The sequence below is a fragment of the Streptomyces sp. 3-6 genome (assembly GCF_056323165.1).
The window spans coordinates 134,863-161,593 of sequence record NZ_JBWHZP010000012.1 but is presented as its reverse complement, the minus strand read 5'-3'; the positions used below and the strand labels follow the sequence as shown (position 1 = coordinate 161,593).

20 protein-coding genes and 1 pseudogene are annotated in these 26,731 nt (G+C 74.6%); 15 read left to right on the top strand and 6 right to left on the bottom strand.

What is annotated here, in order from left to right; all coding sequences use genetic code 11:
* Positions 1-598 precede the first annotated feature (598 nt).
* From AC02VZ_RS17590 to AC02VZ_RS17570, 5 genes are all read left to right on the top strand, one after another.
* Positions 599-1,216 (top strand): RNA polymerase sigma factor, encoded by a 618-nt coding sequence (locus AC02VZ_RS17590; RefSeq protein ID WP_432058714.1) that lies wholly within the window; start codon positions 599-601, stop codon positions 1,214-1,216.
* 61 nt (positions 1,217-1,277) lie between these two features.
* A complete protein-coding gene (locus tag AC02VZ_RS17585; protein WP_432058715.1) occupies positions 1,278-1,721 on the top strand; it encodes a hypothetical protein in 444 nt (147 codons plus the stop codon).
* Between the two features lie 193 nt (positions 1,722-1,914).
* A complete protein-coding gene (locus AC02VZ_RS17580; protein ID WP_476475817.1) occupies positions 1,915-2,397 on the top strand; it encodes a DUF3995 domain-containing protein in 483 nt (160 codons plus the stop codon).
* Positions 2,398-2,790: 393 nt separating this feature from the next.
* Positions 2,791-3,465, top strand: a complete 675-nt coding sequence (locus tag AC02VZ_RS17575; protein WP_476475816.1) for an RNA polymerase sigma factor — start codon at positions 2,791-2,793, stop codon at positions 3,463-3,465.
* Complete coding sequence (locus AC02VZ_RS17570; RefSeq protein WP_476475815.1) at positions 3,465-4,613, top strand: hypothetical protein; 1,149 nt, start codon at positions 3,465-3,467, stop codon at positions 4,611-4,613. The genes AC02VZ_RS17575 and AC02VZ_RS17570 overlap by 1 nt, the downstream gene beginning before the upstream one ends.
* Positions 4,614-4,852: 239 nt before the next feature.
* On the opposite strand, the gene AC02VZ_RS17565 is transcribed toward AC02VZ_RS17570, so the two are convergent.
* Positions 4,853-5,668 (bottom strand): L,D-transpeptidase family protein, encoded by an 816-nt coding sequence (locus tag AC02VZ_RS17565; RefSeq protein ID WP_432058724.1) that lies wholly within the window; start codon positions 5,666-5,668, stop codon positions 4,853-4,855.
* 482 nt (positions 5,669-6,150) lie between these two features.
* Between AC02VZ_RS17565 and AC02VZ_RS17560 the strand changes: the two genes are divergently transcribed.
* The 4 genes from AC02VZ_RS17560 (at position 6,151) to AC02VZ_RS17545 (ending at position 12,643) form a co-directional block, all read left to right on the top strand.
* Positions 6,151-7,731, top strand: coding sequence for an acyl-CoA mutase large subunit family protein (locus tag AC02VZ_RS17560; protein WP_432058719.1), 1,581 nt, complete (start codon positions 6,151-6,153; stop codon positions 7,729-7,731).
* Positions 7,732-7,924: 193 nt separating this feature from the next.
* Entirely contained in the window at positions 7,925-8,578 is a 654-nt protein-coding gene (gene leuE / locus AC02VZ_RS17555; RefSeq protein WP_432058720.1) for a leucine efflux protein LeuE, read from the top strand.
* A gap of 304 nt (positions 8,579-8,882) precedes the next feature.
* Entirely contained in the window at positions 8,883-10,298 is a 1,416-nt protein-coding gene (locus tag AC02VZ_RS17550; protein WP_432058721.1) for a glycosyltransferase family 29 protein, read from the top strand.
* Positions 10,295-12,643 (top strand): glycosyltransferase, encoded by a 2,349-nt coding sequence (locus tag AC02VZ_RS17545; protein WP_476475814.1) that lies wholly within the window; start codon positions 10,295-10,297, stop codon positions 12,641-12,643. Before AC02VZ_RS17550 ends, AC02VZ_RS17545 begins: the two co-directional genes overlap by 4 nt.
* Before the next feature lie 109 nt (positions 12,644-12,752).
* Here the strand turns inward: AC02VZ_RS17545 and AC02VZ_RS17540 are convergent, their stop codons facing one another.
* The 3 genes from AC02VZ_RS17540 to AC02VZ_RS17530 are packed head-to-tail and all read right to left on the bottom strand — an operon-like array spanning position 12,753 to position 16,231.
* The gene (locus tag AC02VZ_RS17540; RefSeq protein WP_432056960.1) at positions 12,753-13,736 is read right to left on the bottom strand and encodes a hypothetical protein; all 984 of its coding nucleotides are present in this window, start codon (positions 13,734-13,736) and stop codon (positions 12,753-12,755) included.
* Positions 13,737-13,778: 42 nt separating this feature from the next.
* Complete coding sequence (locus AC02VZ_RS17535) at positions 13,779-15,254, bottom strand: polysialyltransferase family glycosyltransferase (protein WP_432056959.1); 1,476 nt, start codon at positions 15,252-15,254, stop codon at positions 13,779-13,781.
* Positions 15,251-16,231: a glycosyltransferase family 2 protein gene (locus tag AC02VZ_RS17530; RefSeq protein ID WP_476475813.1), complete on the bottom strand. Its 981-nt coding sequence runs from the start codon at positions 16,229-16,231 to the stop codon at positions 15,251-15,253. Before AC02VZ_RS17530 ends, AC02VZ_RS17535 begins: the two co-directional genes overlap by 4 nt.
* A gap of 198 nt (positions 16,232-16,429) precedes the next feature.
* Here AC02VZ_RS17530 and AC02VZ_RS17525 point away from each other — a divergent pair, with 198 nt between their 5' ends.
* The 5 genes and pseudogenes from AC02VZ_RS17525 (at position 16,430) to AC02VZ_RS17505 (ending at position 22,882) form a co-directional block, all read left to right on the top strand.
* Complete coding sequence (locus AC02VZ_RS17525) at positions 16,430-17,761, top strand: DUF6716 putative glycosyltransferase (RefSeq protein ID WP_476475812.1); 1,332 nt, start codon at positions 16,430-16,432, stop codon at positions 17,759-17,761.
* 44 nt (positions 17,762-17,805) lie between these two features.
* Positions 17,806-19,083, top strand: coding sequence for a cytidylyltransferase domain-containing protein (locus AC02VZ_RS17520; RefSeq protein ID WP_476475811.1), 1,278 nt, complete (start codon positions 17,806-17,808; stop codon positions 19,081-19,083).
* A 14-nt stretch (positions 19,084-19,097) separates the two neighbouring features.
* A complete protein-coding gene (locus AC02VZ_RS17515; RefSeq protein ID WP_432056955.1) occupies positions 19,098-20,036 on the top strand; it encodes an N-acetylneuraminate synthase family protein in 939 nt (312 codons plus the stop codon).
* 23 nt (positions 20,037-20,059) lie between these two features.
* Positions 20,060-21,121 (top strand): annotated as a pseudogene (locus tag AC02VZ_RS17510) (hypothetical protein); the annotation flags it as partial.
* Between the two features lie 531 nt (positions 21,122-21,652).
* Complete coding sequence (locus AC02VZ_RS17505) at positions 21,653-22,882, top strand: amidohydrolase (RefSeq protein WP_476475824.1); 1,230 nt, start codon at positions 21,653-21,655, stop codon at positions 22,880-22,882.
* Positions 22,883-23,017: 135 nt separating this feature from the next.
* Here the strand turns inward: AC02VZ_RS17505 and AC02VZ_RS17500 are convergent, their stop codons facing one another.
* Both AC02VZ_RS17500 and AC02VZ_RS17495 read right to left on the bottom strand, forming a co-directional pair.
* Complete coding sequence (locus AC02VZ_RS17500; RefSeq protein WP_432056954.1) at positions 23,018-23,368, bottom strand: MerR family transcriptional regulator; 351 nt, start codon at positions 23,366-23,368, stop codon at positions 23,018-23,020.
* A 22-nt stretch (positions 23,369-23,390) separates the two neighbouring features.
* The gene (locus tag AC02VZ_RS17495) at positions 23,391-24,353 is read right to left on the bottom strand and encodes an aldo/keto reductase (protein ID WP_432056953.1); all 963 of its coding nucleotides are present in this window, start codon (positions 24,351-24,353) and stop codon (positions 23,391-23,393) included.
* Between the two features lie 808 nt (positions 24,354-25,161).
* Between AC02VZ_RS17495 and AC02VZ_RS17490 the strand changes: the two genes are divergently transcribed.
* On the top strand, positions 25,162-26,214 hold the full coding sequence (locus AC02VZ_RS17490; protein ID WP_432056952.1) for a BMP family lipoprotein: 1,053 nt from the start codon (positions 25,162-25,164) through the stop codon (positions 26,212-26,214).
* Positions 26,215-26,731: the final 517 nt, after the last annotated feature.

The following is a 26,731-nucleotide window of genomic DNA, read 5'->3' as shown; positions in this document are numbered from 1 at the left end:
GGCCGGCTGGGCGGGGGCCGTGCGGGTGCGCTGGGGGGTGTGCGCGGTTCCTCGCGCCCCTGATGGGGGTGCTGTGGGGTGTCGTCTGCGGGTGGGTGGGGGTGTTCGCGCAGTTCCCCGCGCCCCTTGCTGAGGGGTGGGCTGTCGTCTGCGGGTGCGCTGGGGGCGTGCGCGGTTCCCCGCCCCCCTGATGGGGGTGCTGTGGGGTGGTGGTCCGCGGGTGCGGCGGGCGCGTGTGCCGTGGCTCTCGACCCGTGCGGTGGAGGGAGCGGGCGGGGGTCGACCGTGGGGTGGGGGAGGGGGTGTGACGTCGTCGGGGGTCACTGACACCGTCTGCCTGCTGCCTGCTGCCTGCGGCCGTCCGGCCGTCCGTCACGGGCTCGTCCACCGGCCGGGCACCCGCCCGCCTCCGGCTGGTCCACCGCCGTGGGTGACCGGTCCGGCAGCCGGGCCGTGAGGCCGCCGTCGGCCCGTCACGAGCTGTGACACTTTCGCGACGACCGACGCTGAGCACCGTGAGGGCGTGCCCGGGCACGTGCGGCGCCCGAGGTGGCGCTGTGCACGCGGTACGGACGACTCGGACGGACAAGGACGGTTCTTGGGCCACGGAGGGGAATCCCGCCCCGTGCAGGCGTACGACGGGGAGCTGGGGGCGGCGGTCGCGCGGGCCCAGGAGGGGGACGAGGCCGCCTTCGCCGTGGCCTACCGGCTCGTGCAGCCCGGACTGCTCGGCTACGTCCGCGGACTGGTCGGGGACGACGCCGAGGACGTCACCTCGGACGCCTGGCTGGAGATAGCCCGCGACCTGGGCCGGTTCCAGGGGGACGGGGCGGGCTTCCGCGGCTGGACGGCGACCATCGCCCGGCACCGGGCGCTGGACCACCTGCGCCGGCAACGCGTGCGGCCCCGCCCGTCGGCGCTGGAGCAGGACGTCCTCGACCTTCCCGGCCCGCAGAGCACCTACGACCAGGCCATGGAGGCCCTCTCCACCGAGCAGGCGCTGGCCCTGGTCGGGGGGCTGCCCCGGGACCAGGCGGAGGCCGTGCTGCTGCGCGTGGTCGTCGGCCTCGACGGGCCCGCCGCCGCGCGCGTGCTGGGCAAGCGGCCCGGTGCGGTGCGGACGGCCGCGTACCGGGGGTTGAAACGCCTGGCCGAACAGGTGGGCGCCGAGGGTGTGACGGATGAGGGGCCCCGGACGCTGGGGGAGTCGACATGAACGACGGCCGGGAGCCGCCCGGTCCGCGGGCCGGGCGGCACGAGGAGGGACGGGAACGGACATGGGTGAACGGCAGGGCGACGGCGGGCTGTCCGGCCGTCGGCGGGTGCGTCCCGCGGGCGCGCCGCCGCAACCGGACGCACCCCACTCCGACGCGCCCGTCGCCGCCGGGTCCCGGCCGGTACCGGCGGGCGTCGAGGCGCTGCTCGCGGCGGCACTGACCGGTGACGGGGCGGACACCGGAGCCGAACAGCGTGCCGTGGCCGCCTTCCGGACCGCCCGGGACGCCGGAGGCCACCGCGCCCGCACCCGCCGCCGGGACGACTGGCGCCCCCGCGAGGCCCGCACCACCGGCGGACCGGCGCTCAGGGCCACCCTCTCCGTCCTGGTCGCCGGCCTCGCCCTGGGCGGCATCGCCTGGGCGGGCATCGGGGCGGCGCCGGCGACCGCCGACCGTGGCCCGGAGCACGTTCCCCCTGCCGGGGTGCCCTCCTCCTCGCCCTGAACCGGTTCCAGGCACATGTCTGCAAGGTGAGGGGACGCGCGACTCGCGTCTCCGCTCGGTGAGTTGCGCCGATCTTGTCGCGGGTGGGGCTCGCTGAGCCGCTTGTGCCGGCCGCTGGCGCCGGTGAAGGATCGCGGGTGTCGCAGGGTGCTGCGATGCGACGGCGAACGGGGGGTTCGAGTTGCGGACCGGTGTGTCCCGCTGGTGGGCGTATCTCGCCGCGGCCTGGGCGACAGTGTTCGCGGGCCTGCACTTCTTCTGGGCCCTCGGCGGTGAGGCCGGGCTGGAGGTGTCCGCGGGGGAGCGTCTTGCCTCCGAGCGGCCGGCCTGGTTCGTGGCCGGTGGTCTGTGGGGCGTCGGCCTGCTGTGCCTGGCCGGTGCGGCGGTGGCGCTCGGTCTGAGCCGGCGTGGAGTGCACGGGCTCCGGTGGCGTGCGCTGCGGTGGCTCGGCGTCGGGATCGGCGGGCTCCTGCTGGTCAGAGGGCTGCTCGTCGAGATGCTGCTCCTGGCCGGGGCGTCTGCCGTCGGCGCGGTCGGTGCCGCGCAGGAGTTCTGGACGCTCGTGCTGTGGAACCCCTGGTTCGTTCTCGGCGGGGCGCTGTTCGCGCCGGCCGCGCACCGCTTCGGCACGGCCATGGCGGCACGGGCGGGAGAAGGGGCCGCAGCGGTCGACTGACCACGGGCATCACCGCACGCAAGGGAATCCGGCTGTGTCGTGGGGCTGCGCCCGGTCCGGTCGGGCGGGTGGCAGGACGGCCGGGGCCGCCACCCCCCACAGGAGAGGCCCCGGCCGTCGCGCGGTACGGGCCGCGCGGCGGCCCGTACCTCCTACAGCGCTGCGGATGCGTTTTCTGTCACACCTTCTGTGTCACGGGTTAGTTGCATCTTGCACGAACATGGACGGGGCGCGGTTTCAGGCCGTAACGTTCCCATCGCGCCAGGCCGTGAGCGGTCGCACGACCACGACCGATCCACGGCCGGAGACCGCAAGGAACAATGGGGCAACCACGAGGGCGAGCAACCCGGTCCGCGCAGGCGGGACCGGATCAGGCGCAGAAGGGCGCGCGCGGTGCTGGGGGACGACGCGGAGCTGACGGCCGCGGTGCGTGCGGCACAGGACGGGGACGAGACCGGGTTCCGGACCGTCTACCGGGCCGTGCACCCGCGTCTGCTGGGCTACATACGGACACTCGTCGGCGACTCCGACGCCGAGGACGTGGCGTCCGAGGCGTGGCTGCAGATCGCCCGTGACCTGGAGCGGTTCAGCGGTGACGCGGACCGGTTCCGCGGCTGGGCCGCCCGGATAGCCCGCAACCGCGCGCTGGACCACATCCGCATGCGCGGGCGCCGCCCGGCGATCGGCGGCGACGAGACGGAACTGACCGGCAGGCCCGCCGAGTCCGACACCGCCGGCGAGGCGATCGAGGCGCTGGCCACCGACGGCACCCTGTCCCTCATCGCGCGGCTGCCGCAGGACCAGGCCGAGGCCGTCGTGCTGCGGGTGGTGGTGGGCCTGGACGCCAAGAGCGCCGCCGAGACCCTGGGCAAGAGGCCGGGCGCGGTGCGCACGGCGGCACACCGTGGCCTGAAACGGCTGGCCGAGATGCTCGGTGACGATCCGGAGGGCCATCCGGAATCCGCCGGGGTGCTCGACGCCCTCCCGCCGCAGCGAGAACCTCGCCGGCGTGCGGTGACGTCCGCGACTGTGACGCATCCGCGCGCGCGGACGCAGAAGGACATGTGATGGCCGATGAGCAGAACGGGTGGCTGGACCGTGAGACGGCGGAGCGTCTGCTGAGCGGAGAGCCCTCCGCGGTGGCCGATCCCGCAGCCCGCGATCAGGCGGAACGGCTCGCCGGCGCCCTCGGCGCGCTCGCCGCCCCACCTCCTCCGCCCGGCCGTGAACTGCCCGGTGAGGCAGCCGCGTTGGCCGCCTTCCGCGCCGCCCGCGCCGAGCGCGGGGAGCGGACGGCCACCGGTGCGCGGGACGGGGAGCCGGACCCGACGGCGGTCGCCGACGGCGGACTGGTCCGCCTCGCCGGCCCGGACCCGCACCCTTCCGGAACCGCACGCGGACCGCGCCGGACCCGGTACCTGCGCTTCGGACTGGCCGCCGCGCTCACCGCGGGCATGGTCGGGGGCGCCGCCTACCTGGCCGGGACCGGCGCACAGACCGGGCACTCCGGCGGCCCGGCGAGCGACCCCGGCGCCTCCGTCAGCGCGAGCGTCCCGCCGCCCGGCCGGCCGCTGGTCAGTCCTCGGCCGTCCGGCGGCGACGCGGGAGACCCGGCCGCGCCCGGCGGTGCCGCCGACGGCGCCCCGGAGCGCGCGCGGGGCGCCGGGACCGCGTCCGACGGCGCCCGGGCGCAGGGCGAGGAGGACACGGCCGCCGGCCGCCCGGGGACGCCCGGCCCGGACGCCGTCCGGCCCGGCGGCGGCCACGCGTCCGGCTGGAAGCACGTCGTCGCCTCCTGCCGCGCCCTGCGCGACGGCAAGGACGTCGAGACCCCCCACCGGCGCCGCCTGGACTCCCTGGCCGGCGGTTCCTCCCGGGTGCGCGCGTACTGCAAGGGCGTCCTCGCCGCCGCGGACGCCGGGGCCGCGCGCAAGGGGGGCGGCCGGGACGGCTCGTCGCACGGCGACGACCGGCACGACGACGGCCCCGACCGGGGCACCGGCGGGAAGAACGGCAAGGGCAGCGGCGACCGGGGCACGGGCGGCGGGAACGGCAGGGGTGACGCCGAGGGCGACGGCAACGGCAGGGGTGACGCCGAGGGCGGCGACGGCCGTCCGGGCCGCTCCGACCGGCACCACGCCCGCGGTTCCCTGGCCGCCGCCCCCGCGGCCGGCCCCGCCTCCGTCACGGTCGCCCTCGCCGCTGTAAGCCGCTGACCTGCTGTTTTGTCGCCCGAGCGCGGTCACGGGCGCAGGGGTGTGACACTTTCGGGCGCCGTGACGCAGTAATGAGTGAGCCGACTGGTCATCGGCCGTCGCACGGAGCCGGGGTTCCCCCCGTACCCGCGGCTCGTGCACCTCGGCGCGGGCGGGACACGTTCCCCCGGTCCCGCCCGCGCCTCATATCCCCTCGCCCTGTCGGCCCCTCCTCGCCGCCTCCGGCGCCCGGGTGACCCTCACCAGTGGACGACGACCTTGTCGCCGGTGCGGACCTGTGCGTAGATCCGGGCGATGGCCGCCTCGTCCCGTACGTTCACGCAGCCGTGCGAGGCGCCCGCGTAGCCCCGGGCGGCGAAGTCGGCGGAGAAGTGCACGGCCTGGCCGCCGCTGAAGAACATCGCGTAGGGCATCGGCGAGTCGTAGAGCGTGGACCAGTGGTCGCGCGACTTCCAGTAGACGGAGAAGACCCCCTCACGGGTCGGTGTGTACTGGGCGCCGAAACGGACCGGCAGGGTCGTCAGGGTGCGGCCGTCGACCATCCAGCGCAGGGTGCGGCTCTCCTTGCTGATGCACAGCACCCGGCCGGTCCGGCAGCGCGCGTCCGGCGCGTCGGCGGGCTGGCCGCCCATCTGGTAGAGGTCCCAGCGGCCCGGCTCACGCGTCATCCCCCGCAGCCGCTGCCAGGTCACCGTGTCGGTCCGCCCGGTCCGGGGGAGCCCCCGCTTGCCCTGGAAGCCGCGTACCGCCTCCTCGGTGGGGGCGTCGTAGGTGCCCGTCGGCCCGTCGAACAGCCAGGCGACCTGGCGCAACCGGGCCTGGAGTTCCCGCACGTCCCGGCCCGTGTCGCCGCGCGACCACAGCACCCGCGCGGACGCGGAGCCGCCCCGCTCACCCGACCCCCGGCCGCCGTCGTCGCCCGGACCCCCGGGGGACGCGCCGCCCTTCCCGTCGCCGTCCCCGTCGCCCGGCGGGCGGGCCGCGGAGGGCGTGCCGTCGGGCAGCTCGACCCGCACCCGCGGGCCACTCGTGCCGGTCCCGTCGGCGGGCTGCACCGTGCAGCCCGCGACGGCCCCGGTCAGCCCGGCCAGCGCCACGACCACGGCGACGCCCCGCCGCCCGGCCGCCGAGCCCACCGTCCCGCCGGACCCCGGCCCCGCCCCGCCCGTCCTCCGCACCCACGCCTGCACCCACACCCGCACCCGCACGCGCATCCGCACCCCCACCCGAGGCCCCCTCGTCCCACCGGCCGCGCCCGGCCGGTACCCCGGATCCTCCCCGGAGGTGACCCCGCTCGAACTCCGGGGGCATCCTGGAGGTGAGCAACGCCCGTCGTGGTCCCGGGGGCGCGTCGCCCGGCCTGTGAGTGAGGTCCCACCCGCCCTGTGAGGAAGGTCCCAGGGTGCGGCACTCCACCGGGCCGCACACCCCCCGCTACAGTCCGTCAGAGGCTCGGATCCCACCGGGGCGGGCGGAGCGACGGACGAGAACGGGCGGGCAGGCCGAGCGGTACTGCTCAGCGGGAGGCAGACACACCATGGCACGCGAGTCGGAGTCCGGACTGCCCATCGAGCCGGTCTACGGGCCCGAGGTCCTGGAGGGCTGGGACCCGGCCGAGCAGCTCGGTGAGCCGGGCGCGTACCCCTTCACCCGGGGCGTGTACCCGACGATGTACACCGGCCGCCCCTGGACGATGCGCCAGTACGCCGGTTTCGGCACGGCGACCGAGTCCAACGCCCGCTACAAGCAGCTGATCGCCAACGGCACCATGGGCCTGTCCGTGGCCTTCGACCTGCCCACCCAGATGGGGCACGACTCCGACGCCCCGATCGCCTCCGGCGAGGTCGGCAAGGTCGGCGTCGCCATCGACTCGATCGACGACATGCGCGTCCTGTTCGGCGGGATCCCGCTGGACAAGGTCTCCACGTCGATGACGATCAACGCCCCGGCCGCCCTCCTGCTGCTCCTCTACCAACTGGTCGCCGAGGAGCAGGGCGTGAGCGCCGACAAGCTCACCGGCACGATCCAGAACGACGTGCTGAAGGAGTACATCGCGCGGGGCACGTACATCTTCCCGCCCAAGCCCTCCCTCCGCCTGATCGCCGACATCTTCAAGTACTGCAGGGCCGAGATCCCGAAGTGGAACACCATCTCGATCTCCGGCTACCACATGGCCGAGGCGGGTGCCTCCCCGGCGCAGGAGATCGCCTTCACCCTGGCCGACGGCATCGAGTACGTGCGCACCGCCGTGGCGGCCGGGATGGACGTCGACGACTTCGCCCCGCGCCTGTCGTTCTTCTTCGTCGCCCGCACCACGATCCTGGAGGAGGTCGCCAAGTTCCGCGCGGCCCGCCGGATCTGGGCCCGGGTGATGAAGGAGGAGTTCGGCGCGAAGAACCCCAAGTCGCTGATGCTGCGCTTCCACACGCAGACCGCCGGCGTGCAGCTGACCGCGCAGCAGCCCGAGGTGAACCTGGTCCGCGTCGCCGTCCAGGGCCTGGCCGCCGTCCTCGGCGGCACCCAGTCGCTGCACACCAACTCCTTCGACGAGGCCATCGCCCTGCCGACGGACAAGAGCGCCCGCCTCGCCCTGCGCACCCAGCAGGTCCTCGCCTACGAGACCGACGTGACGGCCACCGTCGACCCGTTCGCGGGCTCGTACGTCATCGAGAAGATGACCGACGACGTGGAGGCCGCCGCCGTCGAGCTGATGCAGAAGGTCGAGGACCTCGGGGGCGCGGTCAACGCCATCGAGCACGGCTTCCAGAAGGGCGAGATCGAGCGCTCCGCCTACCGCATCGCCCAGGAGACCGACTCCGGCGAGCGGGTCGTGGTCGGCGTCAACCGTTACCAGCTCGACGAGGAGGAGCCGTACGAGCCCCTGCGCGTCGACCCCGCCATCGAGGCACAGCAGGCCGAGCGCCTCGCCGCCCTGCGCGCCGAGCGCGACCAGGCCGCCGTCGACGCCGCCCTGACGGCCCTGAAGAAGGCCGCCGAGGGCGAGGACAACGTCCTGTACCCGATGAAGGACGCCCTGCGCGCCCGCGCCACCGTGGGCGAGGTGTGCAACGCCCTGCGGGACGTGTGGGGGACGTACGTGCCGAGCGACGCGTTCTGACGGCGACGGCGACGGCGACGGCGGTGACGACGGCGACCGCGACGCTGACCACGGTCGCCACCGCGACCGCAGCCACGATCGCGACCGTCCCCGCCGGCCCGGCGGGGACGCCCCGGCCCACCCGCCCGGCGGCGGTGTTCCGACGTGCGGAACACCGGTGCGACATGTCCCACCCTCGTGCGAAACTCCCCGCATGTTCGGCGTCATCGATCTGCCCACCTACCTGGCGGGCCTCGTCCTCATCGTGCTGCTCCCCGGGCCCAACTCGCTCTACGTCCTCTCCGTGGCCGCCCGGCGCGGGGTCCGCACCGGGTACACGGCCGCCGCCGGCGTCTGGTGCGGGGACGCGGTCCTGATGACCCTGGCGGCCGCCGGTGCCGCCTCGCTGCTCCAGACCAACGCGTTCCTGTTCGGGATCGTGAAGTTCCTGGGCGCCGGGTACCTGACCTGGCTCGCCGTCGGCATGCTCCGCGCGGCGTGGGCCATGTGGCGCACCCGCGGCGACCGGGACGCGGGCGGGGCGGCGGACCACGGCGCCGCCCCCGGGGAGCGTCCCTTCCGGCAGGCCCTGGTGATCAGCCTGTTCAACCCGAAGGCGATCCTGTTCGTCGTCGCCTTCTTCGTGCAGTTCGTCGACCCCTCGTACGCCTATCCCGCGCTGTCCTTCCTCATCCTCGGCGGCTGCCTCCAACTGGCCAGCGGCCTCTACCTCAGCGCGCTGATCTTCGGCGGGACCCGGCTCGCCGCCGCCTTCCGCCGCCGCCGGGCCCTGTCGGCCGGGGCGACCTCGGCGGCGGGCGCGCTGTTCCTCGGGTTCGCGGCGAAGCTGTCGCTGGCGAGCGCGTGACACTCCTCCCGCCGACGAGCGCGTGACTCTCCTCTTGCCGGTGAGCGCCTGACAGCCTGCTCGCCCGCGAGCGCCTGACACCGCGCCGGGTACGCCCGGTCAGCCGGCCCGGAGCAAACCTTCCCCGCCCGGTGGCGGCCCGTTCACCTCGGCGTCGTTCTGGCTTCCTACCGTCGCCGGACACCGCACCGCACGGTGGCCGGACGGGCACTCGCCCGGCCGCCGTGCGGTCGGCACGTCCCGGTTCGGTAGGAGTGGCATGACGACGGTCCCGACACGACCCGCACGCGCACGCGGAGGGGAGGTGGACGACTGTCTGCGGGCCTGCGCGGTGCACAGCACCAAGCTCGTCGGCAGCGTCGACCGGCGCCGCGTCGACCTCGCCGAGCAGCTCCGCCGGCTGCTCGTCCTGAACGCCACCCGGGCCACGGCGGCCCCGGCGCCCGCCCCGGCCGGTGCCGCCGCCCGGCTCAAGCGGGCGGTGAAGGGTGCCGCGGCCCCGTCGTCCCCGCTGGACGGCGACCTGCTCGACGCGCTGCTGGCCGTCGCGAACAAGGCCCTGGAGTGCGGTTACGACGACGAGTTGGACCTCGCCCTCGTCATCAGCGACACCGTGCTGGAGCACCGCCGCAACTCCCGGGCCGGGTGGCGGCTGCGCGCCCGGCTGCTGGAGGCCCTCGGCGAGGAGACCGAGGCGGTGGCGGCCTACGAGCGCTACCTGGAGCTCACCGAGGACGACGGCTTCGGCGTCCGCGCGAAGGTCGCCGGCCTGCGCGACGCGGCCGAACGGGAGGCGGAGCTGCTCGCCCTGCTGCGGCGGGACTGCCCCCGCGCCGGGGAGTTCGCCGGCGGGCCGGCCACCGACGTCCTCGCCGAGGGACTGGCCGCGCACGACGCTGGTGACTGGGCCGAGGCGGAGCCGCGCCTGGTGGGGGCGCTCCTCGCGCTGGCCGCCGAGGGGGCGCCGGTGCGCGACCGGCAGGAACTGCTCGACCAGTACCTGGATCTGCGGATCGCGCACGAGGGCGGTCCGGCCGCCCTGGGCGAGGTGACGGCGCTCTGGGCCGAGCAGCGGCGCCACCGCATGCGCGGCCCCGTCGCCGACCCCACGATCGGCGGGGCGCGGTGGCTGAGCCTCGGCGAGTTCCGCAACCTGATCGCCGGCAAGTCGGTCTGCCTGGTCGCCAACTCCGGCCGCGTGGCCACCAGCGGGATGGGCGCCGAGATCGACGCCTACGACCTGGTGGTGCGCTTCAACTCCTACCGCGTCGAGCCCGCGCACACCGGCCGCCGCACCGACCTCCACGCCACCATCCACAAGCACGGCTTCAACTGGGACCGGCAGGTCACGACCCGGCTGGTGTTCGGGGGCGTCTCCGGCGACTGGAAGTACTCGTTGCGCAACCGCCTGGTGCCCGGCGCCCAGACCTTCCTCGGCGACGAGTCGCTGCGCTGGCCCGTGCGGAACATCGGCCGGCTCTCCGCCGAGGAGTGGCCGGGCATCCCGACCACCGGCTTCAACATGCTGTTCCTGCTGGACTTCCTGGACGTCAGCCCCGTCCTCGACCTGATCGGCTTCGACTTCTACGAGAGCGGCGCCTACCGGGTGCCCGAGGCCATGCGCCTGCCGATCACCTCCGTGCACGAGTACACCGGCGAGAGGGACTGGGTCATGCGCCGGGCCCGGCACGTGACCGACCTGAGGATCAGCCTGCGATGACCACCACCGCCCCCGCTCCCGCCCCCGTGCCCGCCGGCGCCCCGGCCGCCGACAGCCGGCTCACCGACAGCCGGCTCACCGGCAGGCGCCGCATCGCCTTCGCCGCCTACGTCGACGAGAACTACCTGCCCGGCTTCCTCACCCTGCTGCGCAGCCTCGCGCTGTCCAACCCGGAGGTGTGCGAGGACTTCGTCGTCCTCCACGACGGCCTGCGGCCCGGCTCCGTCGCCCGGATCCGCGCCCTGCACCCGCGGATCGTGCTGCGCCGCGTCGACGCCGCCCGCTACGACACCTACCGCAAGGGCGACCAGGACAACTACCTCGTCCGCAAGGCGTACTTCATCCTCGACGTGTTCCGGATCCGGGACTACGACACGATCGTCACGCTCGACACCGACATGGTCGTCCTCGGCGACCTCGGTGAGCTGCTGCGGCTGCGCGAGGGCCTGGCCGCCGTCCCGCAGTTCTTCCACGGCCGGCACAAGCTGAACTCCGGCCTCCTCGTCATCCAGCGCGAGTACCTCACCGACGCGTTCTGCGACCGGCTCGACGCGACCGGACGCGGCGGCGACTACGAACTCGACAAGCACGACCAGGGCATCCTCAACGCCGTCCTCGACGGCGACTTCGTGCGCCTCGACGCCCGCTACAACTTCGTCAAGCGGCGGCTGTCCGGCGACCTCCCGGTGCCCGAGGACACCGCCGTCCTGCACTTCACCGGCCGCCACAAGCCCTGGCAGGGCGGCGAGGCCGGGTACGCCACGGCGGAGGAGCGCTGGCACGCCTACGACCTGACGGACGCGGACTTCCACGCCGCCTTCCTGGCCCTGCCCGGCGCCCTCCACCACGACCTGCTCGTGCACTACGGCACCCCGCACGTGGCCCGCACCGGGGACGTCGAGACCGCCCGCCGGGTCGCCGCCGCCCACATCGCGGCCGGCGACTACCAGGACGCCGTCGACATCCTGAGCCGGGTGCGCATCCCGCCGGCCGCGGCCTGGCCGCACGAGGTGCTCGGGCACGCGCTGATGAGCGTCTCCCGGTACGAGGAGGCCCGGGCCCGGCTGCGGCTGGCCACCGCCGCGCCCAACCGGGCCGCCACCGCGCCCGCCCGGCTCGCCCAGATCGCCTGGGTGCACGGCGACGACGCCACCGCCCTGCGCCACGCCACCGCCGGCCTGTCCGTCGACCCCACCCACCGGCCCAGCCGGCTGTGGGCGGAGCGCGCCGCCGCCGTGCCCCCGCCGGAGGAGGGCAGCCCCGAGGACCAACTGGCCCACGTCGCCTTCTACATGGACCGGCAGGGCAACGCCGGCGACAAGCTGCTGCCGGAGAGCGTGCGCCTGGCCTTCGGCCCGGACACCGGCTCCCGCCGCTGGCACTCCGTCCACGCCCACCGCCTCTTCGACCGCGGGGCCGTGGAGCGGGTCAACGCCCGGCGGGGCCTGGTCATCGGGGGCGGTGGCCTGTTCATCCCGGACACCATGCCCAACGGCAACAGCGCCTGGCAGTGGAACGTCCCCGACGAGCACCTGCGCGCCCTCGACGTACCGGTCATGGTCTACGCGGTCGGCTTCAACGCCTTCGACGGGCAGTCCTACCGCGCCGGACGGTTCCGCGAGAGCCTGCGGCTGCTGGTGGAGAAGTCCGCCTTCTTCGGGCTGCGCAACCACGGCTCCATCGACAAGGTCCGCGCCCTGCTCCCGGTCCGCCTGCACGACCGGGTCCGCTTCCAGCCCTGCCCCACCACCGTCAGCCGCATGCTGGTGCCCGGCTGGAGCGACCCCGCCGAACGCGAGGACACGGTGCTGCTGAACGCCGCCTACGACCGGGCGGGCCTGCGCTTCGGGCACGACTACGGCCACTTCCTCGCCCAGATCGCCGAGGCGGTCCGGAACATCGGCGCCCACACCGAGGTCCGCTGCGCGGCTCACTCGCTGGACGACGAGCGGATCGCCTTCGACCTGCGGCGCGAGCACGGCATCTCGCTGCCGGTGATCCCGATGTACGACTTCGGCAACGACGCCATCCGGGACCTGTACGCCCGCACCCGGCTGGTCATCGGCATGCGGGGGCACGCCGGGATGATCCCGTTCGGGGTGGGCACGCCGATCGTCAGCCTGATCTCGCACCCGAAGATGGCGTACTTCCTCGCCGACATCGAGCGTCCCGAGTGGGGCGTCTCCGTGCACGACCGGAACCTGGGCGCCGTGCTCACCGAACGCGCCCTCGCCGTCCTGGACGACCACGCGGCGACCGTGGCCGACGTGCACGCACGCCAGCGGGAGCTGTGGAAGGTGACCGAGGAGAACGCGGCCGAGCTCGGGGCCCTGCTCGGCTCCTGAGCGCCGGGCGCCGCCACGAGCAGCCGTGGACGGCGCTCGACGCCGTGCGCCCCCGCGGACCGCCGGTCCGCGGGGGCGCACGCGTGCCGGGCTTCGTGCCCGTGCCGGGTCAGCGGCCCAGCGCCCGGCGGACCAGCCGCCGCAGCGGCGCCCCGCCGTGGGACGGCCGTGCCTCCTCGTGGGCCCTGCGCAGCTGCGCGAAGTGGTCGGCGCGGGTCCGGGCGAGGTAGTCGTCGCCGAGCAGCGGCTTCGCCAGCGACCAGGCCCGCCGGTGCTCGCCGGCGTAGTGCGCGACGTAGGCCTTGGCCAGTTCCAGGACGGGCCGGAACGGGATGCCGCCGGTGTGGTCCCGGTCCACGCGCTCCTGCACGGCCGAGATCAGCTCCAGCTTCTCGTCGACCGTGTACGCGTCCTCGGCGATCGCCCTCATGACGTGCCCGGGGACCGGCCGCACCACCTCGAAGGCGAGCGTCGAGCGGATCGGCGGCCCCGACAGCTCGATGTACGGCAGCAGCGCGCCGGTGCTGTGGTGCAGCCACGGCAGCCGGGGGCCGGCGAAGTCCTGGTGCAGCACGACCGATCCGGGCCGCAGCCGGGTCAGGAACCGCTCGGCCACGCACCGGAAGACCCGCGGCGTCTTGGCGATGTCGACGTGCAGGAACTCCACCGGGCTGGTGTCGTCCGGGTCGGAGGTCCGCCACAGGTCCCCGGCGTGGATCTCCAGGAACGGCAGGAACGGCTCCAGCCGCCCGCGGAAGTCCGCGAGGAAGGAGTCGTCGTCGGCGGGCTTCTCCCCCGAGTCGAAGAACTTCTCCGTGGCGAAGGTGCCCCGGCCGACCCGGAAGAAGTCGTAGGCGTGCAGCCGTCCCGTGCGCTCGTCGAACACCGGGCTGTCGCGCAGCCCGAGCGCCAGGGCGTAGGTGGAGCCGCCCCCGCCGGAGCCCAGCTCGACCAGCCGGTCCTCGCCCGTGAGGTGGTGACGGCCCAGCAGGTACAGGAAACGCAGTTCCCAGGCGCTCACCTGGGAGTAGGGGAGGCCGTCGGGCAGACGGACGTCCTCCAGCAGCGGATACAGCCGGCCGAGTCGGGTCATGGATGCCTCACGGGTCGCAGGGGAGGAGGAGGCGGGGCACGCTCAGCCGCGCGCCACCGCCCGTCGCAGGCGGCGGGCCGTCCGCGCGGCCCGCCGCACGGTGGCGTTGCGCGGCAGGAACGCCAGCCGGGCCGGCACGCCGCCGGGCAGGCCCAGGGCCGTCAGCCGCTTCCGGGTGAAGTACCGCCGGGTCCGCGCGTCGAGCCGGGTGGCCAGGTACCGCTCGGTCTCCGCCCGCAGGTCCGGCAGCAGCCGCGGCTGCATGGCGAACCCGACGGCGCGGACCAGGTCCGCCAGCGCGTCGGTGTCCAGGGCGCCGCGCCCCGCGGCCACCGCCGCGACGTCGTCCGGCGCGGGCAGCAGGGCGTCCACGACGGTCACCGGGACGCGGTTGCTGTTCTCGTACGGGCGCAGCCGCTCCAGCAGGGTGTCCGTGCCGACCCGGGCGACGGGCAGGCCGTAGAACGCGGACGCGGTGAGCAGCGCGGTGGAGAAGCAGCCCACCACCAGCGCGGGGCGCAGCCGCTGGTACAGCACCTCGGCGAGCACCGGGGTGTCCACCACCGTGAGCCGGACACCGAGCCGTTCGGCCTCCTCCTCCAGGGTGCGGGTGAAGCGGGCGGGGGCCGTGGGGTGGGGCTTGAACACGGCGCGGGTGTGGCCGAGTCCGGCCGCGCCCCGGAGCATCCGCACGTGCAGGTGCTCCTCCTCCTCGGCGGTGAGGATGCCCAGCGCGGACAGGTACTGGCCGAGCAGCAGCGCGGGTCCGGCGGGGGCCGCCGCGCCGGGGGAGGCGGGGGAGGCGGGCATCGCGGGCGCCGTGTGCCCCGCCTGTGCCGCCTGTGCCGCCTGCGCCGTCTGCGGCGTCGGGTCGGCCGCGGTGGGGAGTTCGGCCGGGACGGGGGCTCCCGCCGCGTCGGCCGCCTCGGCCGCCTCGGCGAGTTCGGCCAGGACCTCGGTGAACGCCGCCGTCGGCACCACCTCCGCCGGCACGTCGAACTCGGTGAGCAGCAGCGGGCGCAGGCCCGGCACCAGGTCGAGGTGGAGCAGCCGTTCGACCCGGGTGCCGACCAGCGGGTCCAGCTTGTTGCGGGTGGGCCCGTAGCTCATCAGGCCGTCCGCGTAGACGGTGAGCGGGGCGTCGGTGAAGACCCGGGCCAGCCCGAGCGCCGGGTCGACCTGGAGGGACTCCACGGTCAGCGCCAGGTCGTCGTCGCCGATGCCCCAGGCCAGCCGGAGGTGCCGCTCCCACAGGGGCTCGTCGTCCGGGCGCGGGGACCAGGCGCCGGGGTGGAAGGGGAAGACGGTGGCGTTCCACGACACCACGTCGTCGAAGCGCGACCGCAGCGGCGCGAAGCCGGGCATCTCGTCGACGGACGGGGTCGTCTCGGGCGTCGCCGCGTTGTTGGACACCAGCAGGATCCGCCGGTCGGCCGGGCCGAAGCAGCCCGCGTCGAGGGCCGCGGCGAGCGTGGCGGCGCCGTACAGGGTGGACGCCAGGAAGAGGCGGGTGGTCACGCGGCACCCTCCACGGCGGACACCGGACGGCGGCGCAGCCGGCGCAGCCGGGTGGCGCGCCCGGCGTCCATCGCGTCGAGCGCCCCGTCGAGCACGTCCTGCGGCAGGCGGTGCAGCGCGGCGGCGCTCATCGTCCTCAGCCGCCGGGCGACCGGCGGTTCGAACCGGTCCAGGTTGCCCAGGTGGTGGGCGATGATGGCGCAGTAGGTGCGCACCGCCTTCGGCAGCAGGGCCGCCGCCTCCGGGTCCCGGGCGGTCTCCTCGACCACCTGGTCGAACGCGCGGATGAAGTCCAGCTGCCGGTCGTCGCCGATCTGCGTGAGCGACGAGGACAGCCCGCGCCGGTAGAAGACCCCGAGCAGGCCGGTCACCGCGAAGGAGTCCGCCTCCCGGTGCAGCCGCCATATCCACGGCCGGTCCTCCGCCGTGCGCAGCCCGTCGGTGAAGTGCAGCAGCCCGCGTTCCACCAGCCGGCGGTGGTAGATGCCCGCCCACGCGTAGGCGTAGTCCACGGACGTCGACCGGTGGGCGGGCAGGATCGCGTCCCGGGGGCGCAGGGGCACGTTGCGACGGCCGTGCGGGACGCGGTGCACGGTGCGGGCCCGGGCCGTGCACTGCACGTGGTCGGTGCGCACGAAGTCGCAGCCCAGCTCCTCGATCACGGCGACCAGCCGGGCGTAGTGGCCGGGGGCGAGCCAGTCGTCGCCGTCCAGGAAGGTCAGGTACTGCCCGCGGGCCCGGTCGATGCCCGTGTTGCGGGCCGTCGCCAGTCCGCCGTTGTGCTCGTGCCGGACCAGCACGGCTCCCGGCAGGTCGCGTTCCGCGGCGGCGAGGAGTTCCGCGGTCCCGTCGGTCGAACAGTCGTCGACGAGAATGAATTCGAAGCCGTCGCGCGCGTTGGCACGCAGACTTCGCAGGGCATCGGGCACATGGGGCCGCACGTTGTAGAACGGCACGATGACGGAGAGCTTGAGCACGTCGGCGACGCTAGAGGACGGCCCGGCATTCGTTCTGACCTGATTCTTTCCTTCCGGTGAACGGCATATGGCGAAGCCGTGACGTGGGCGGAATTCCGCGGTTCCGGCGGGCCGATTCGCCTTTCGGGGGGCGGCTGTTCACCGTTTGTTGGATTCCGGTTGGGCCGTTCCTCGGAATTGCTTCCTAGCGTCTTCGGCGTGCCAGCAAGTGCGACGAATTCCCTGCGAGTGGCCGTTCTCGCGGATTCCGACACCCGGTGGAAATGGGGCGCCCTCACCGCGCGCCGCCTCGCCCCCGGGGACACGGAGATCCGCCTGGACGGATACCTCCTGCGCGGCCGTGCGACCCCCACCGCCCGCCAGCTCACCGAGGTCGGTGTCCCGGCGGACGGCCTGAGCGAGGTCACCGCCGCCGAGTTCCTGCGCGCCATGGACGAGGAGCCCTGCGACGTGGTGGTCCTCGCCCTCGTCGGCGGGGGAGTGCAGGCGATGCTGCACGGACTCGGCCGGGTCTGGCAGGACCGCCCGGACCGGCCCGTGGTGGTCACCGGCTACGTCGGGATCGTCTACGAGAAGCTGGCCGACGGCCTGCTGCTGCGGCACGGGGCCGATCTGGTCCTCGCCAACTCCCGCCGGGACGCGGAGCGTTTCCGCGCCGTGTACGAGGGGGTGGGCGCCGACGCGTCCGCGGTGACCGAGGTGGCGCTGCCCTTCCTGGGCGGCGAGCCGTACACCGGCCCGCGCGACCCGTACACGGTGGTGTTCGCCGCCCAGCCCTCCGTGCCGGAGAGCCGCCGCGAACGCGCGTACCTGCTGGACCGGCTGGTGCGGCACGCCCGCCGCCACCCTGAGCGGCAGGTGCTGCTCAAGCTGCGCTCCAAGCCCGGGGAGCACACCACGCACCTGGAGGAGGTGCCCTACCAGAAGCTGGCCCGCGGCCTCGACCTCCCCGCCAACCTCCGCCTCGTCCACGGCCACATGGGGGAGGTGCTGGACAGCGCCGACCTGCTCGTCACGGTCAGCTCCACGGCCGCCCTGGAGTCCCTGCACCGCCGCATCCCCACCGCCGTCCTCACCGACCTGGGCGTCCGCGAGGCGCTCGGCAACCACCACTTCGTCGGCTCCGGCTGCCTCACCTCCTGGGACCGGCTCGACGCCGGCCACCGCCCGGAACCCGACCCCCGGTGGGTGGCGGGACAGGGCGTGGCTCCCGGGGGCACGGCCGCCGGGGCCGGGGCGTACGAGCACGCCTTCGACGCCGCCCGCGCCCGCATCAGCGCCCTGCTCGACCGTCCCGGCGGACTCCCGCCGCTGGCCCCCTACTACACGGCCGCCACCGCGCCCGGCTACCTGCCCGGCGTCCTCGCCCGCCACCACCTCGCCCCCGACGGCACCCCGCTGCCCGGCGCCCCCGCGACCGACCGGGCCCCGGGCCCGGTCCGGCAGATCGTGCGCCGGGCCGCCCGCGGCGCCTACCGGCACGGCGTGCAGCGGGTGGCCCCCGCCATCCGCCGCATGGGGGAGCTGTGACCCCGCCGCCCGCCACCCCGATCCCGGCTCCAGGAGCTGATCCCATGTCCTCTCCGCCCACGGCGCGCCGGGTGCTCGCCGTGATCCCCGCACGCGGCGGCTCCAAGGGAGTGCCCGCGAAGAACCTCGCCCCCGTCGGCGGCGTCCCCCTGGTGGCGCGCGCGGTGCGCGCCTGCCGGGCCGCCCGGCACGTCACGGACGTCGTCGTCTCCACCGACGACCCGGTCATCGCCGACGTCGCCCGGCGGGCCGGCGCGGAGGTCGTCCTGCGGCCCGCCGCCCTGTCCGGCGACACCGCCACCTCCGAGGCGGCCGTCCTGCACGCCCTGGACGCCCACGAGGACGCGCACGGCGGCCCGGTCGACGTGGTCCTGCTGGTGCAGTGCACCAGCCCGTTCCTCACCTCCGGCGACGTCGACGCGGTGACCGCCGCGGTCGCGGCCGGCCGCGCCGACACGGCCGTCACCGTCGCCCCCTTCCACGGCTTCCTCTGGCGGGACGGCGCGGCCGACGCGAGCGGCGGCGACCGCGCGGACGGCCAGGACGCGCGGGGCGCGGCCACCGGTGCCGGGACGGCCGGCGGCGGACACGGCGTCAACCACGACAAGGCCGTCCGCCCCCGCCGCCAGGACCGCCCGCAGGACCTGCTGGAGACCGGCGCCGCCTACGCCATGGACGCGGCCGGCTTCCGCACCCACCGGCACCGCTTCTTCGGCCGCACCGAACCCGTGCGCACCGACCCGGCCCGGGTCCTGGAGATCGACGACCCGCACGACCTCGCCCGGGCCCGCGCCCTCGCGCCGCTCCTCGACGCCGGCGAGCCCGGCGCCCTGCCGACGGCCGCCGACCTCGACGCGGTCGTCCTCGACTTCGACGGCACCCAGACCGACGACCGGGTGCTGATCGACTCCGACGGACGGGAACTCGTCGCCGTGCACCGCGGCGACGGCCTCGGCATCGCGGCCCTGCGCCGCGCCGGCCTGAGGCTGCTCGTCCTGTCCACCGAGCAGAACCCGGTCGTCGCCGCCCGCGCACGCAAGCTGCGCGTCCCCGTGCTGCACGGCGTCGACCGCAAGGACCTCGCACTCAAGCAGTGGTGCGACGAACAGGGCATCGCGCCCGAGCGCGTGCTCTACGTCGGCAACGACGTCAACGACCTCCCGTGCCTGGCCCTCGTCGGCTGGCCCGTGGCGGTCGCGAACGCCCACGACGCCGTCCGCGGCGCCGCCCGCGCCGTCACCACCCTCCGGGGCGGCGACGGCGCGATCCGGGAGATCGCCGGCTGGATCCTCGGCCCCTCCCTCGATTCCCTCCCCAGGTAAGGAAACCCCCGGTCATGAGCACCCACTCCCGCATCCGCACCCTCGGTCCGCGCGAGGCCGGCCCCGGCCGCCCCGTCTACGTCACCGGCGAGATCGGCATCAACCACAACGGCGACATCGAGAACGCCTTCAAGCTGATCGACGCCGCCGCCGAAGCAGGCTGCGACGCCGTCAAGTTCCAGAAGCGCACCCCGGAGATCTGCACCCCGCGCGACCAGTGGGACATCGAGCGCGACACCCCCTGGGGCCGGATGACCTACATCGACTACCGCCACCGCGTGGAGTTCGGCGAGGACGAGTACCGCCAGATCGACGCCTACTGCCGGAAGAAGGGCATCGACTGGTTCGCCTCCCCGTGGGACACCGAGGCCGTCGCCTTCCTGGAGAAGTTCGACGTCCCCGCCCACAAGGTGGCCTCCGCCTCCCTCACCGACGACGAACTGCTGCGGGAACTGCGCGCCACCGGCCGCACGATCATCCTGTCCACCGGCATGTCCACCCCCAAGCAGATCCGTCACGCGGTCGAGGTGCTGGGCTCCGAGAACATCCTGCTCTGCCACGCCACGTCCACCTACCCGGCGAAGGCCGAGGAGCTCAACCTGCGGGTGATCAACACCCTGCAGCAGGAGTACCCGAACGTCCCCATCGGCTACTCCGGGCACGAGACCGGCCTGCAGACCACCCTCGCCGCCGTCGCCCTCGGCGCCGCCTTCGTCGAGCGCCACATTACCCTCGACCGCGCCATGTGGGGCTCCGACCAGGCCGCGTCCGTCGAGCCGCAGGGCCTGAGCCGCCTGGTCCGCGACATCCGCACCATCGAGGCGTCCCTCGGCGACGGCGTGAAGAAGGTCTACGACTCCGAGCTGGGCCCGATGAAGAAGCTGCGCCGCGTGCCCGGAGTGGTCGCCGACGCCGAGATCGCCGCGGCGGCGGGCGAGCCGCTGACGGTCTGAGACCCGGACGGCGTGACCCCCCGATGAGCCCCCGCGCCGGGAGCACCGGCCCCCGCACGCTCGCCTTCGTGGAGAGCCCGGTACAGCTGCTGAACGTGCTGGAGTGGGCGCACGCCCACGCTCCCGGCGCCGGGCTCACCCTGGTGGTGCTGTCCCCCGTCGACCCGATGACCCGCGGCCAGCTGCGCCGCATGGGCGCACTGGCCCGCGAGGAGGGCCACCAGGTCCGCTGGGAGGAGGCCCGCGGCGGACCGGGCGCCCCGCTGCGCACCGTCGGGGGCCTCAGGGCCGCCCTGCGCCATGCCGACCGGGTCGTCCTCGGCGACCCCTTCTCCCGCTACGTCCAGCTGCTGCTGACCCTCACCCGGGCCCCCTCCCTGGTCGTCGTCGACGACGGCACCGCGACCATGGAGTTCGTCGGCCAGCTGGCCCGGGGCGAGCGCCTGGTCCGCTGGCACCGCAAGGGCGGCCGGCCGGGGCCCCGGGACCTGCTGCTCGCCCCGGTGTCCGGCGCGGCCCGCCGTCGCCTCACCCCGGGCGGCGGACGCACCGTCGAGGTGTTCTCCTCCATGCCGGTCGACGCCATCCCGCCCGGCGTCACCGTCCTCCCGCACACCTTCGCCTGGACCAGGGAGCGCTTCGGCCCGCCCCGCGTCACCGGGGGCGCCGACCTGGTGGGCACCTCGCTGGTGGAGACCGGGGTGGTGGACCGGGACGCCTACCTGGCGGCCGTCGGGGACCTCGCCCGCGCCCACGGCGCGACCCGCTACTTCGCCCACCGCCGGGAGGGCACGGACAAGCTCCACCGGCTGGCCGTGGAGACGGGGCTGGAGGTCGTGCGTCCCGAGCTGCCCCTCGAACTGGTCGCCCGCCGCGGGCCGGTCGCCCGCACCGTGCTCAGCTTCCCGTCCACCGTGGTGCACACCCTTCCGCTGGCCCTGGCGGGCACGGACGTCCGGGTCGCGGTCTGCGACATCGACCCCGCCTGGCTCACCGACGGCGCCTCCCCGCGGGCCCGGGGCTTCCTGTCCGGCGTCACCCGCACCGCCCACGGCGCCCACCGCCTGCCGGCGACGCCCGCCGCCCCGGGGACGCCCTCCCTTCCCGGGACGCCGGCGACGCCCACGGTGCCGGGGGCGCCAGCACCGCCCGCCGAACCGGCGCCGCCCTCCCCTCCTGGGGTGCCTGCGACTCCCGCGGTGCCCGCGCGGCCCTGGACCGCGCCCCCGGCGACCCCCATGGGGCCGCCCGCGCCGCCGGCGCCGGCGGTCTGAGGACGGCAGGCGGCGACGGGCCCCGGCCGCCGGGCGCCCACCGCCGCGACGGCCGTGGGCCTCCGGACGGGCGGACCGGCGTGGACACGGCGATGCGTGGTATCCGTGGGAAGGTGGAGGGGTGGCCTGTCACTCTCCGACGGCGGCCGGGACCGTGATGGACGTCACGTCCCGACGGGTACGGAGGGCCCGGACCCCCGTCAAAGAGCGGCAAGTTTACCCAGCCACACGCACAGCCATGCGTAGGGCGGCCGGTTTTTCTTCCCCTAACGGACTGATTTTTCTTGATCGAGCACCGGTCGAGGTCACGGGCGCCCTACTCTTCAAAGGGTGAAGCCACTGATGTCACTGGAGTCCGAGATCGAACTCGCCGGCGGAGCGGTGCTTCCCGGCGCGCTGTCCGAGGAGCTCCGCGCCGAGCTCGTACTGTTCCGCCGCGACCTGCACCGGCACCCGGAACTCGGCCACCAGGAGTTCCGCACCACCGCGGCGATCAAGGAGCGGCTCGAGCGCGCCGGTCTCCGGCCGCGGGTGCTCTCCGGCGGGACCGGGCTGATCTGTGACGTCGGAGTGGGCGAGATCCCCGGCTCGGACCGGGCGGTGCTCGCCATGCGGGCCGACATCGACGGCCTGCCCATCCCCGACATGAAGGCCGACTGCCCGTACCGCTCCACCGTGCCCGACCGCGCGCACGCCTGCGGCCACGACGTGCACACCACCGTGGTGCTGGGCGCCGGCCTGATCCTGGCCGACCTGCACCGGCAGGGGCTGCTGGCCCGCCCGGTGCGGCTGATCTTCCAGCCCGCCGAGGAGGTGCTGCCGGGCGGTGCCTCCGACGTCATCGCGGACGGCGCGCTCGAGGGCGTCGGCCGGATCATCGCCGTGCACTGCGACCCGCGTGTCGACGCGGGCCGGATCGGCCTGCGCCAGGGGCCGATCACCTCGGCGTGCGACCGGCTGGAGATCTCCCTCGACGGCCCCGGCGGCCACACCGCCCGCCCGCACCTGACCACCGACCTGGTCACCGCCGCCGCGCGGGTCGTCACCGACGTGCCCGCCCTGGTCGGCCGGCGCGTCGACTCCCGCAGCGGTCTCGCCGTCACCTGGGGCCGCGTCGAGTCCGGCCACGCGCCCAACGTGATCCCGCAGCACGCCGAGCTGTCCGGCACCGTGCGCTGCCTGGACCTGGAGACCTGGCGGCAGGCCGCCGACATCGTGGTCGCCGCCATCGACGAGGTCGCCAACCTGCACCGGGCCAAGTCGGAGATCTCCTACGTGCGCGGCGTGCCCCCGGTCGTCAACGAGGCCGGGGTCACCGAACTGCTGCGTGACGCCATGATCGCGCGGCGCGGACCGGAGTCCGTCGAGGGCACCGAACAGAGCCTGGGCGGCGAGGACTTCTCCTGGTACCTGCAGCACGTCCCCGGCGCGATGGCCCGCCTCGGCGTGCGCACCCCGGGCGAGCGCACGGTGCGCGACCTGCACCAGGGCGACTTCGACGTCGACGAGCACGCCATCACCGTGGGCGTGGAACTCTTCACCGCCGCCGCCCTGCTGGACACGCTCCGCTAGGAAGGGCCCGGGGTCGGGGCCCCGCCCGGACACGTGCTCGCCCGGCGGGGGCTCCGCCTTCCGGCCCCGACCCCCGGCCCCCTCGGGGTGGAGCCGGGTTCCCCGCCCGGCTCCGCCACCCGGGGGCCCCGCCCCTCAGCTGTAGTAGGCGATCTTGTCGTCGAGCACCTCCAGGGCCCGGCGCAGTGCCGCCACCCGCTGCTCCAGGGCGGTACGGTGCGCGCGGAGGAAGGCCACCCGGTCCCGCGCCGAGTGCTCGGTGCGCAGGATGGCGACGAACGCCCGCAGGTCCGCGATGCCGAGCCCGGCGTCCCGCAGGCAGGTGACCAGGCCGATCCAGAAGATGTCGTCCTCGGTGTACTCCCGGCGCCCGCCCGGGGAGCGCCGGATCGGCCCGATCAGTCCCTCGCGCTCGTAGTAGCGCAGTGTGTCGAGGGAGACACCGGTGCGGTCGGCCGCTGCCGCGGGGGTGAGGCTGGTGGTCACGGGACTCCTTGTCCGACCGTCGTCACCGGGCTTCGGCGAAGCGCGCCAAGTGCTCGTCGCCCAGCCGCACCCGGTGCGCGGCGAGCACCTCCTCGACCTGCTCCACCCGGCTCACGCCGACGATGGGGTCGATGCCCAGCCGCGTCAGCCAGGCGAGGACGACCTGGTTCCGGGTGGCGCCGAGGTCGCCGGCCACGTCGTCCAGGACCGCGAGCACCCGGGTGGTACCGGGGTGATCATAGGCGTGGGGGAGCGGCTTGTCCGCGCGCACGTAGGAACCCCACATCAGCGAGCTGTACGACCACACGGTGAGTCCTTCCGACCGTGCGAGGTCCAGGTCCTCGTCGGTGAGCAGGCGGTGGCCGCTCTCCGGGAGCGCGGTGAGCGGGCGCGGCTGGACGAGGGAGTGGCGCAACTGCAGGGCCGTCCACGGCTCCACGCCGTGCTCCCGGGCGAGTGACCGGGCGCGCGACACGCGCCAGGCCGGATGGTTCGCCGCCCCGACGCGCAGAGCCGTCCCTTCGGTGACCAGCTCGCCGAAGGCGCCGACGGTCTCCTCCAAGGGCACCGAACGGTCCTCGGCGTGTGCCCAGAGGAGATCGACGTGGTCGACCCCGAGACGCTCCAGGCTCCCCTCGACCCCCTTGCGCACGGCGGGGGCCGACAGCCCTTCGGCGCTCCGGGGCCAGTCGTGCGGAACGAGCGGGTTCTGCCGGACCTTCGTCGCGATCCGCACCGCGTCCCGCGCGCCGGGACGGGACCGGAGCCACGCGCCGATGACCCGCTCACTGGCACCGCCGACGCCCCTCGGATCGACCCAGAAGGAGTAGCAGTTCGCGGTGTCGAGCCAGACGCCGCCCCCGTCGACGAAGGCGTCGAGGATCGCGAAGGCGTCGTCCTGTGCGACGCGGGTGCCGAAGTCCATCGTCCCGAGAACGATCCGGGGCGCGGCCGTGGGAGTGGTGCCGGTGGTGTCGATGTCCATGCGCCTCATCCTGGGATCTGGAGCGCGCTCCAGATCAAGTGCGCGGCGGGAACGAGCGCGGGGAGGGCCTGGAAGGGCCTCGAACCGCACCCGTGGCCCGATGCCCGGGACGTCCGCGCACCGGCGCGGTGCCGGGTGCGGACGTGAAGGCACGCGATCACCCGGGGAAGCTTTCTGAGTGTCACTCACGCCCCAGGAGCGTCCCTCACGCCCCGCTGGACACCCACCGCACCACCGCAGCCACTGCCGGCACCCCGGCAGGCACCGCCCACGGCCACCGCATCACCCACCGCACCGTGGTCGCCGGCCACCTGGCGCCCACCGCGCCGGCCGCAACGACGGGAGGGCACAGGCCAGTTCGGTCCCGCCGTACGGGGCCCGGTCCCCGTCGGCACCGGGGAACCGGTCCCGGCACCGGACCCGTTCCCCGGCGCGGGCGGACACGGTGCCCCGGCCCGGACCTCGGCGCCACCGCACGTGGCCCCTTCTGGACCCTCCGCCCCGCTCCGGCCCCACGGACCCATCCGGCCCCGTCAACCTCACAGGCCCCACCCGTCCCCCGTCCGCCCGTTCCGGTTGCGGCCGGGGCGGGGGAGGGGCAGCGTGGTGCCGTGCCGTCAGGCATGCGCGCCTGACCGGTTCCGCCCCCTTCCGCCCCGGCGGTCCCTCCGGCCCACCAGGGCGCAACCGGCCAGCGGCACGAATGGATAACGGCGCCGTCGAATCCCGTTCCCAGGAGTGTCTACGCGCGTTAATGTGCGCCGAACCGAGCACCCGCTGCGGGGCTTTGGAGAATGGGGAACTTCAGATGCGTCGGACATCGAAACTGACTCGCGTCGCGGTGGGGGTCGCGTCGCTCGCACTCGCCGCCACGGCCTGCGGCGGCACCAGCAGTGACAACGGCGACAGCGGCGGCAGCACCAAGGAGGACCTCGGTCTCGCCATCGCCTACGACATCGGCGGCAAGGGCGACCAGTCCTTCAACGACGCCGCCTACGCGGGTCTGGTGAAGGCCCAGAAGGAGTTCGGTTACAAGACCGCCGACGTCGAGCCCACCGAGGGCGAGACGGACGCGGACAAGGAGCAGCGCCTGTCCTCGCTGGCCAAGCAGGGCTACAACCCCGTCATCGGCGTCGGGTTCGCCTACGGTCCGGCGATGGAGGCGGTCGCCGCGAAGTACCCGAAGACCACCTTCGGCATCGTCGACTCCGTGGTCGAGGGCGACAACGTGGCCTCCCTGGTCTTCGCCGAGGAGCAGGCGTCCTACCTCGCCGGTGTCGCCGCGGCCAAGGCCACCAAGACCGATGTCGTCGGCTTCGTGGGCGGTGTGGACATCCCCCTGATCCACAAGTTCGAGGCCGGCTTCCAGCAGGGCGTCAAGGCCACCGACCCCAAGGTCCGCGTGATCGCCCAGTACCTGACGCAGACGGCCGAGGAGGGCGGCTTCTCCAGCCCCGACAAGGGCAAGGCCGCCGCCGAGGGGCAGATCGAGAAGAAGGCCGACGTCATCTACCAGGCCGCCGGCCTGTCCGGTCAGGGCGTGATCGAGGCCGCCGCCAAGGCGAAGGTCTGGGCGATCGGCGTCGACTCCGACCAGTACAAGCAGGAGGCTCTGGCGTCCTACAAGGACTACATCCTCACCTCCGCCCTGAAGGACGTCGGCGGCGCGGTCTACGCGCTGGCCAAGTCCGTGGAGGAGGACAAGCCGCTGACCGGCACCCAGGTCTTCGACCTCAAGGTGGACGGGGTCGGCCTGTCCGACAGCAACCCGAAGATGGCCGAGGTCCCGGGCCTGACCGATGCCGTGGCCAAGGCCAAGGAGGGCATCGTCGACGGGACGATCACCGTCAAGACGGAGTAGCGGCCGGCGCCGGCCGTGCGCGGGGTGTCCGGGAGGCACCCCGCCGCCGGACCGGCGGCGACCGGATCCGATCCGTGGGAGCGGGCGGGCGGCACACGTGCCCCCGCCCGCTCGCATGTCCGGCGGCACAGGTGCCCCGCCCGCTCCCGCGTGTGGGCGGTACATGTTCCGCCCCCCGCTCCCTCTGTCCGGGCGGCACACGTGCCCGGCCCGCTCCCGCGTGGGCGCGGCAGACGTTCCGCCGCCTGCTCCCGTGGGGGCGGCACAGAGTCCCCCGCCCGCTCCCGCATGTGGGCCGCCCACGTGCCCCCACCCCTTCCCCTGTCCGCGCCGCACACATGCCCCGCCCGCTGCCACGTGTCCGCAGTGGCCGCCCTCACATCACCCAGGGCCACCTCCTCTTCGCAGTCGGCAACGCCGTGACCAGCGCGCACGGCTGCTTGGCCACGGGCGCATAACAAGGTGGACAGAAGGGGTTTTCAGGCAGGTCTACGCGCGTTAATCTGCGGCGAAGCCA

Bases quoted from the DNA above. Each gene is read 5' to 3' on its own strand.
- AC02VZ_RS17585 (WP_432058715.1), top strand. From the start codon at position 1,278: ATGGGTGAACGGCAGGGCGACGGCGGGCTGTCCGGCCGTCGGCGGGTG.
- AC02VZ_RS17570 (WP_476475815.1), top strand. From the start codon at position 3,465: ATGGCCGATGAGCAGAACGGGTGGCTGGACCGTGAGACGGCGGAGCGT.
- AC02VZ_RS17560 (WP_432058719.1), top strand. From the start codon at position 6,151: ATGGCACGCGAGTCGGAGTCCGGACTGCCCATCGAGCCGGTCTACGGG.
- leuE (WP_432058720.1), top strand. From the start codon at position 7,925: ATGTTCGGCGTCATCGATCTGCCCACCTACCTGGCGGGCCTCGTCCTC.
- AC02VZ_RS17545 (WP_476475814.1), top strand. From the start codon at position 10,295: ATGACCACCACCGCCCCCGCTCCCGCCCCCGTGCCCGCCGGCGCCCCG.
- AC02VZ_RS17540 (WP_432056960.1), bottom strand. From the start codon at position 13,736: ATGACCCGACTCGGCCGGCTGTATCCGCTGCTGGAGGACGTCCGTCTG.
- AC02VZ_RS17520 (WP_476475811.1), top strand. From the start codon at position 17,806: ATGTCCTCTCCGCCCACGGCGCGCCGGGTGCTCGCCGTGATCCCCGCA.
- AC02VZ_RS17515 (WP_432056955.1), top strand. From the start codon at position 19,098: ATGAGCACCCACTCCCGCATCCGCACCCTCGGTCCGCGCGAGGCCGGC.
- AC02VZ_RS17505 (WP_476475824.1), top strand. From the start codon at position 21,653: ATGTCACTGGAGTCCGAGATCGAACTCGCCGGCGGAGCGGTGCTTCCC.
- AC02VZ_RS17495 (WP_432056953.1), bottom strand. From the start codon at position 24,353: ATGGACATCGACACCACCGGCACCACTCCCACGGCCGCGCCCCGGATC.
- AC02VZ_RS17490 (WP_432056952.1), top strand. From the start codon at position 25,162: ATGCGTCGGACATCGAAACTGACTCGCGTCGCGGTGGGGGTCGCGTCG.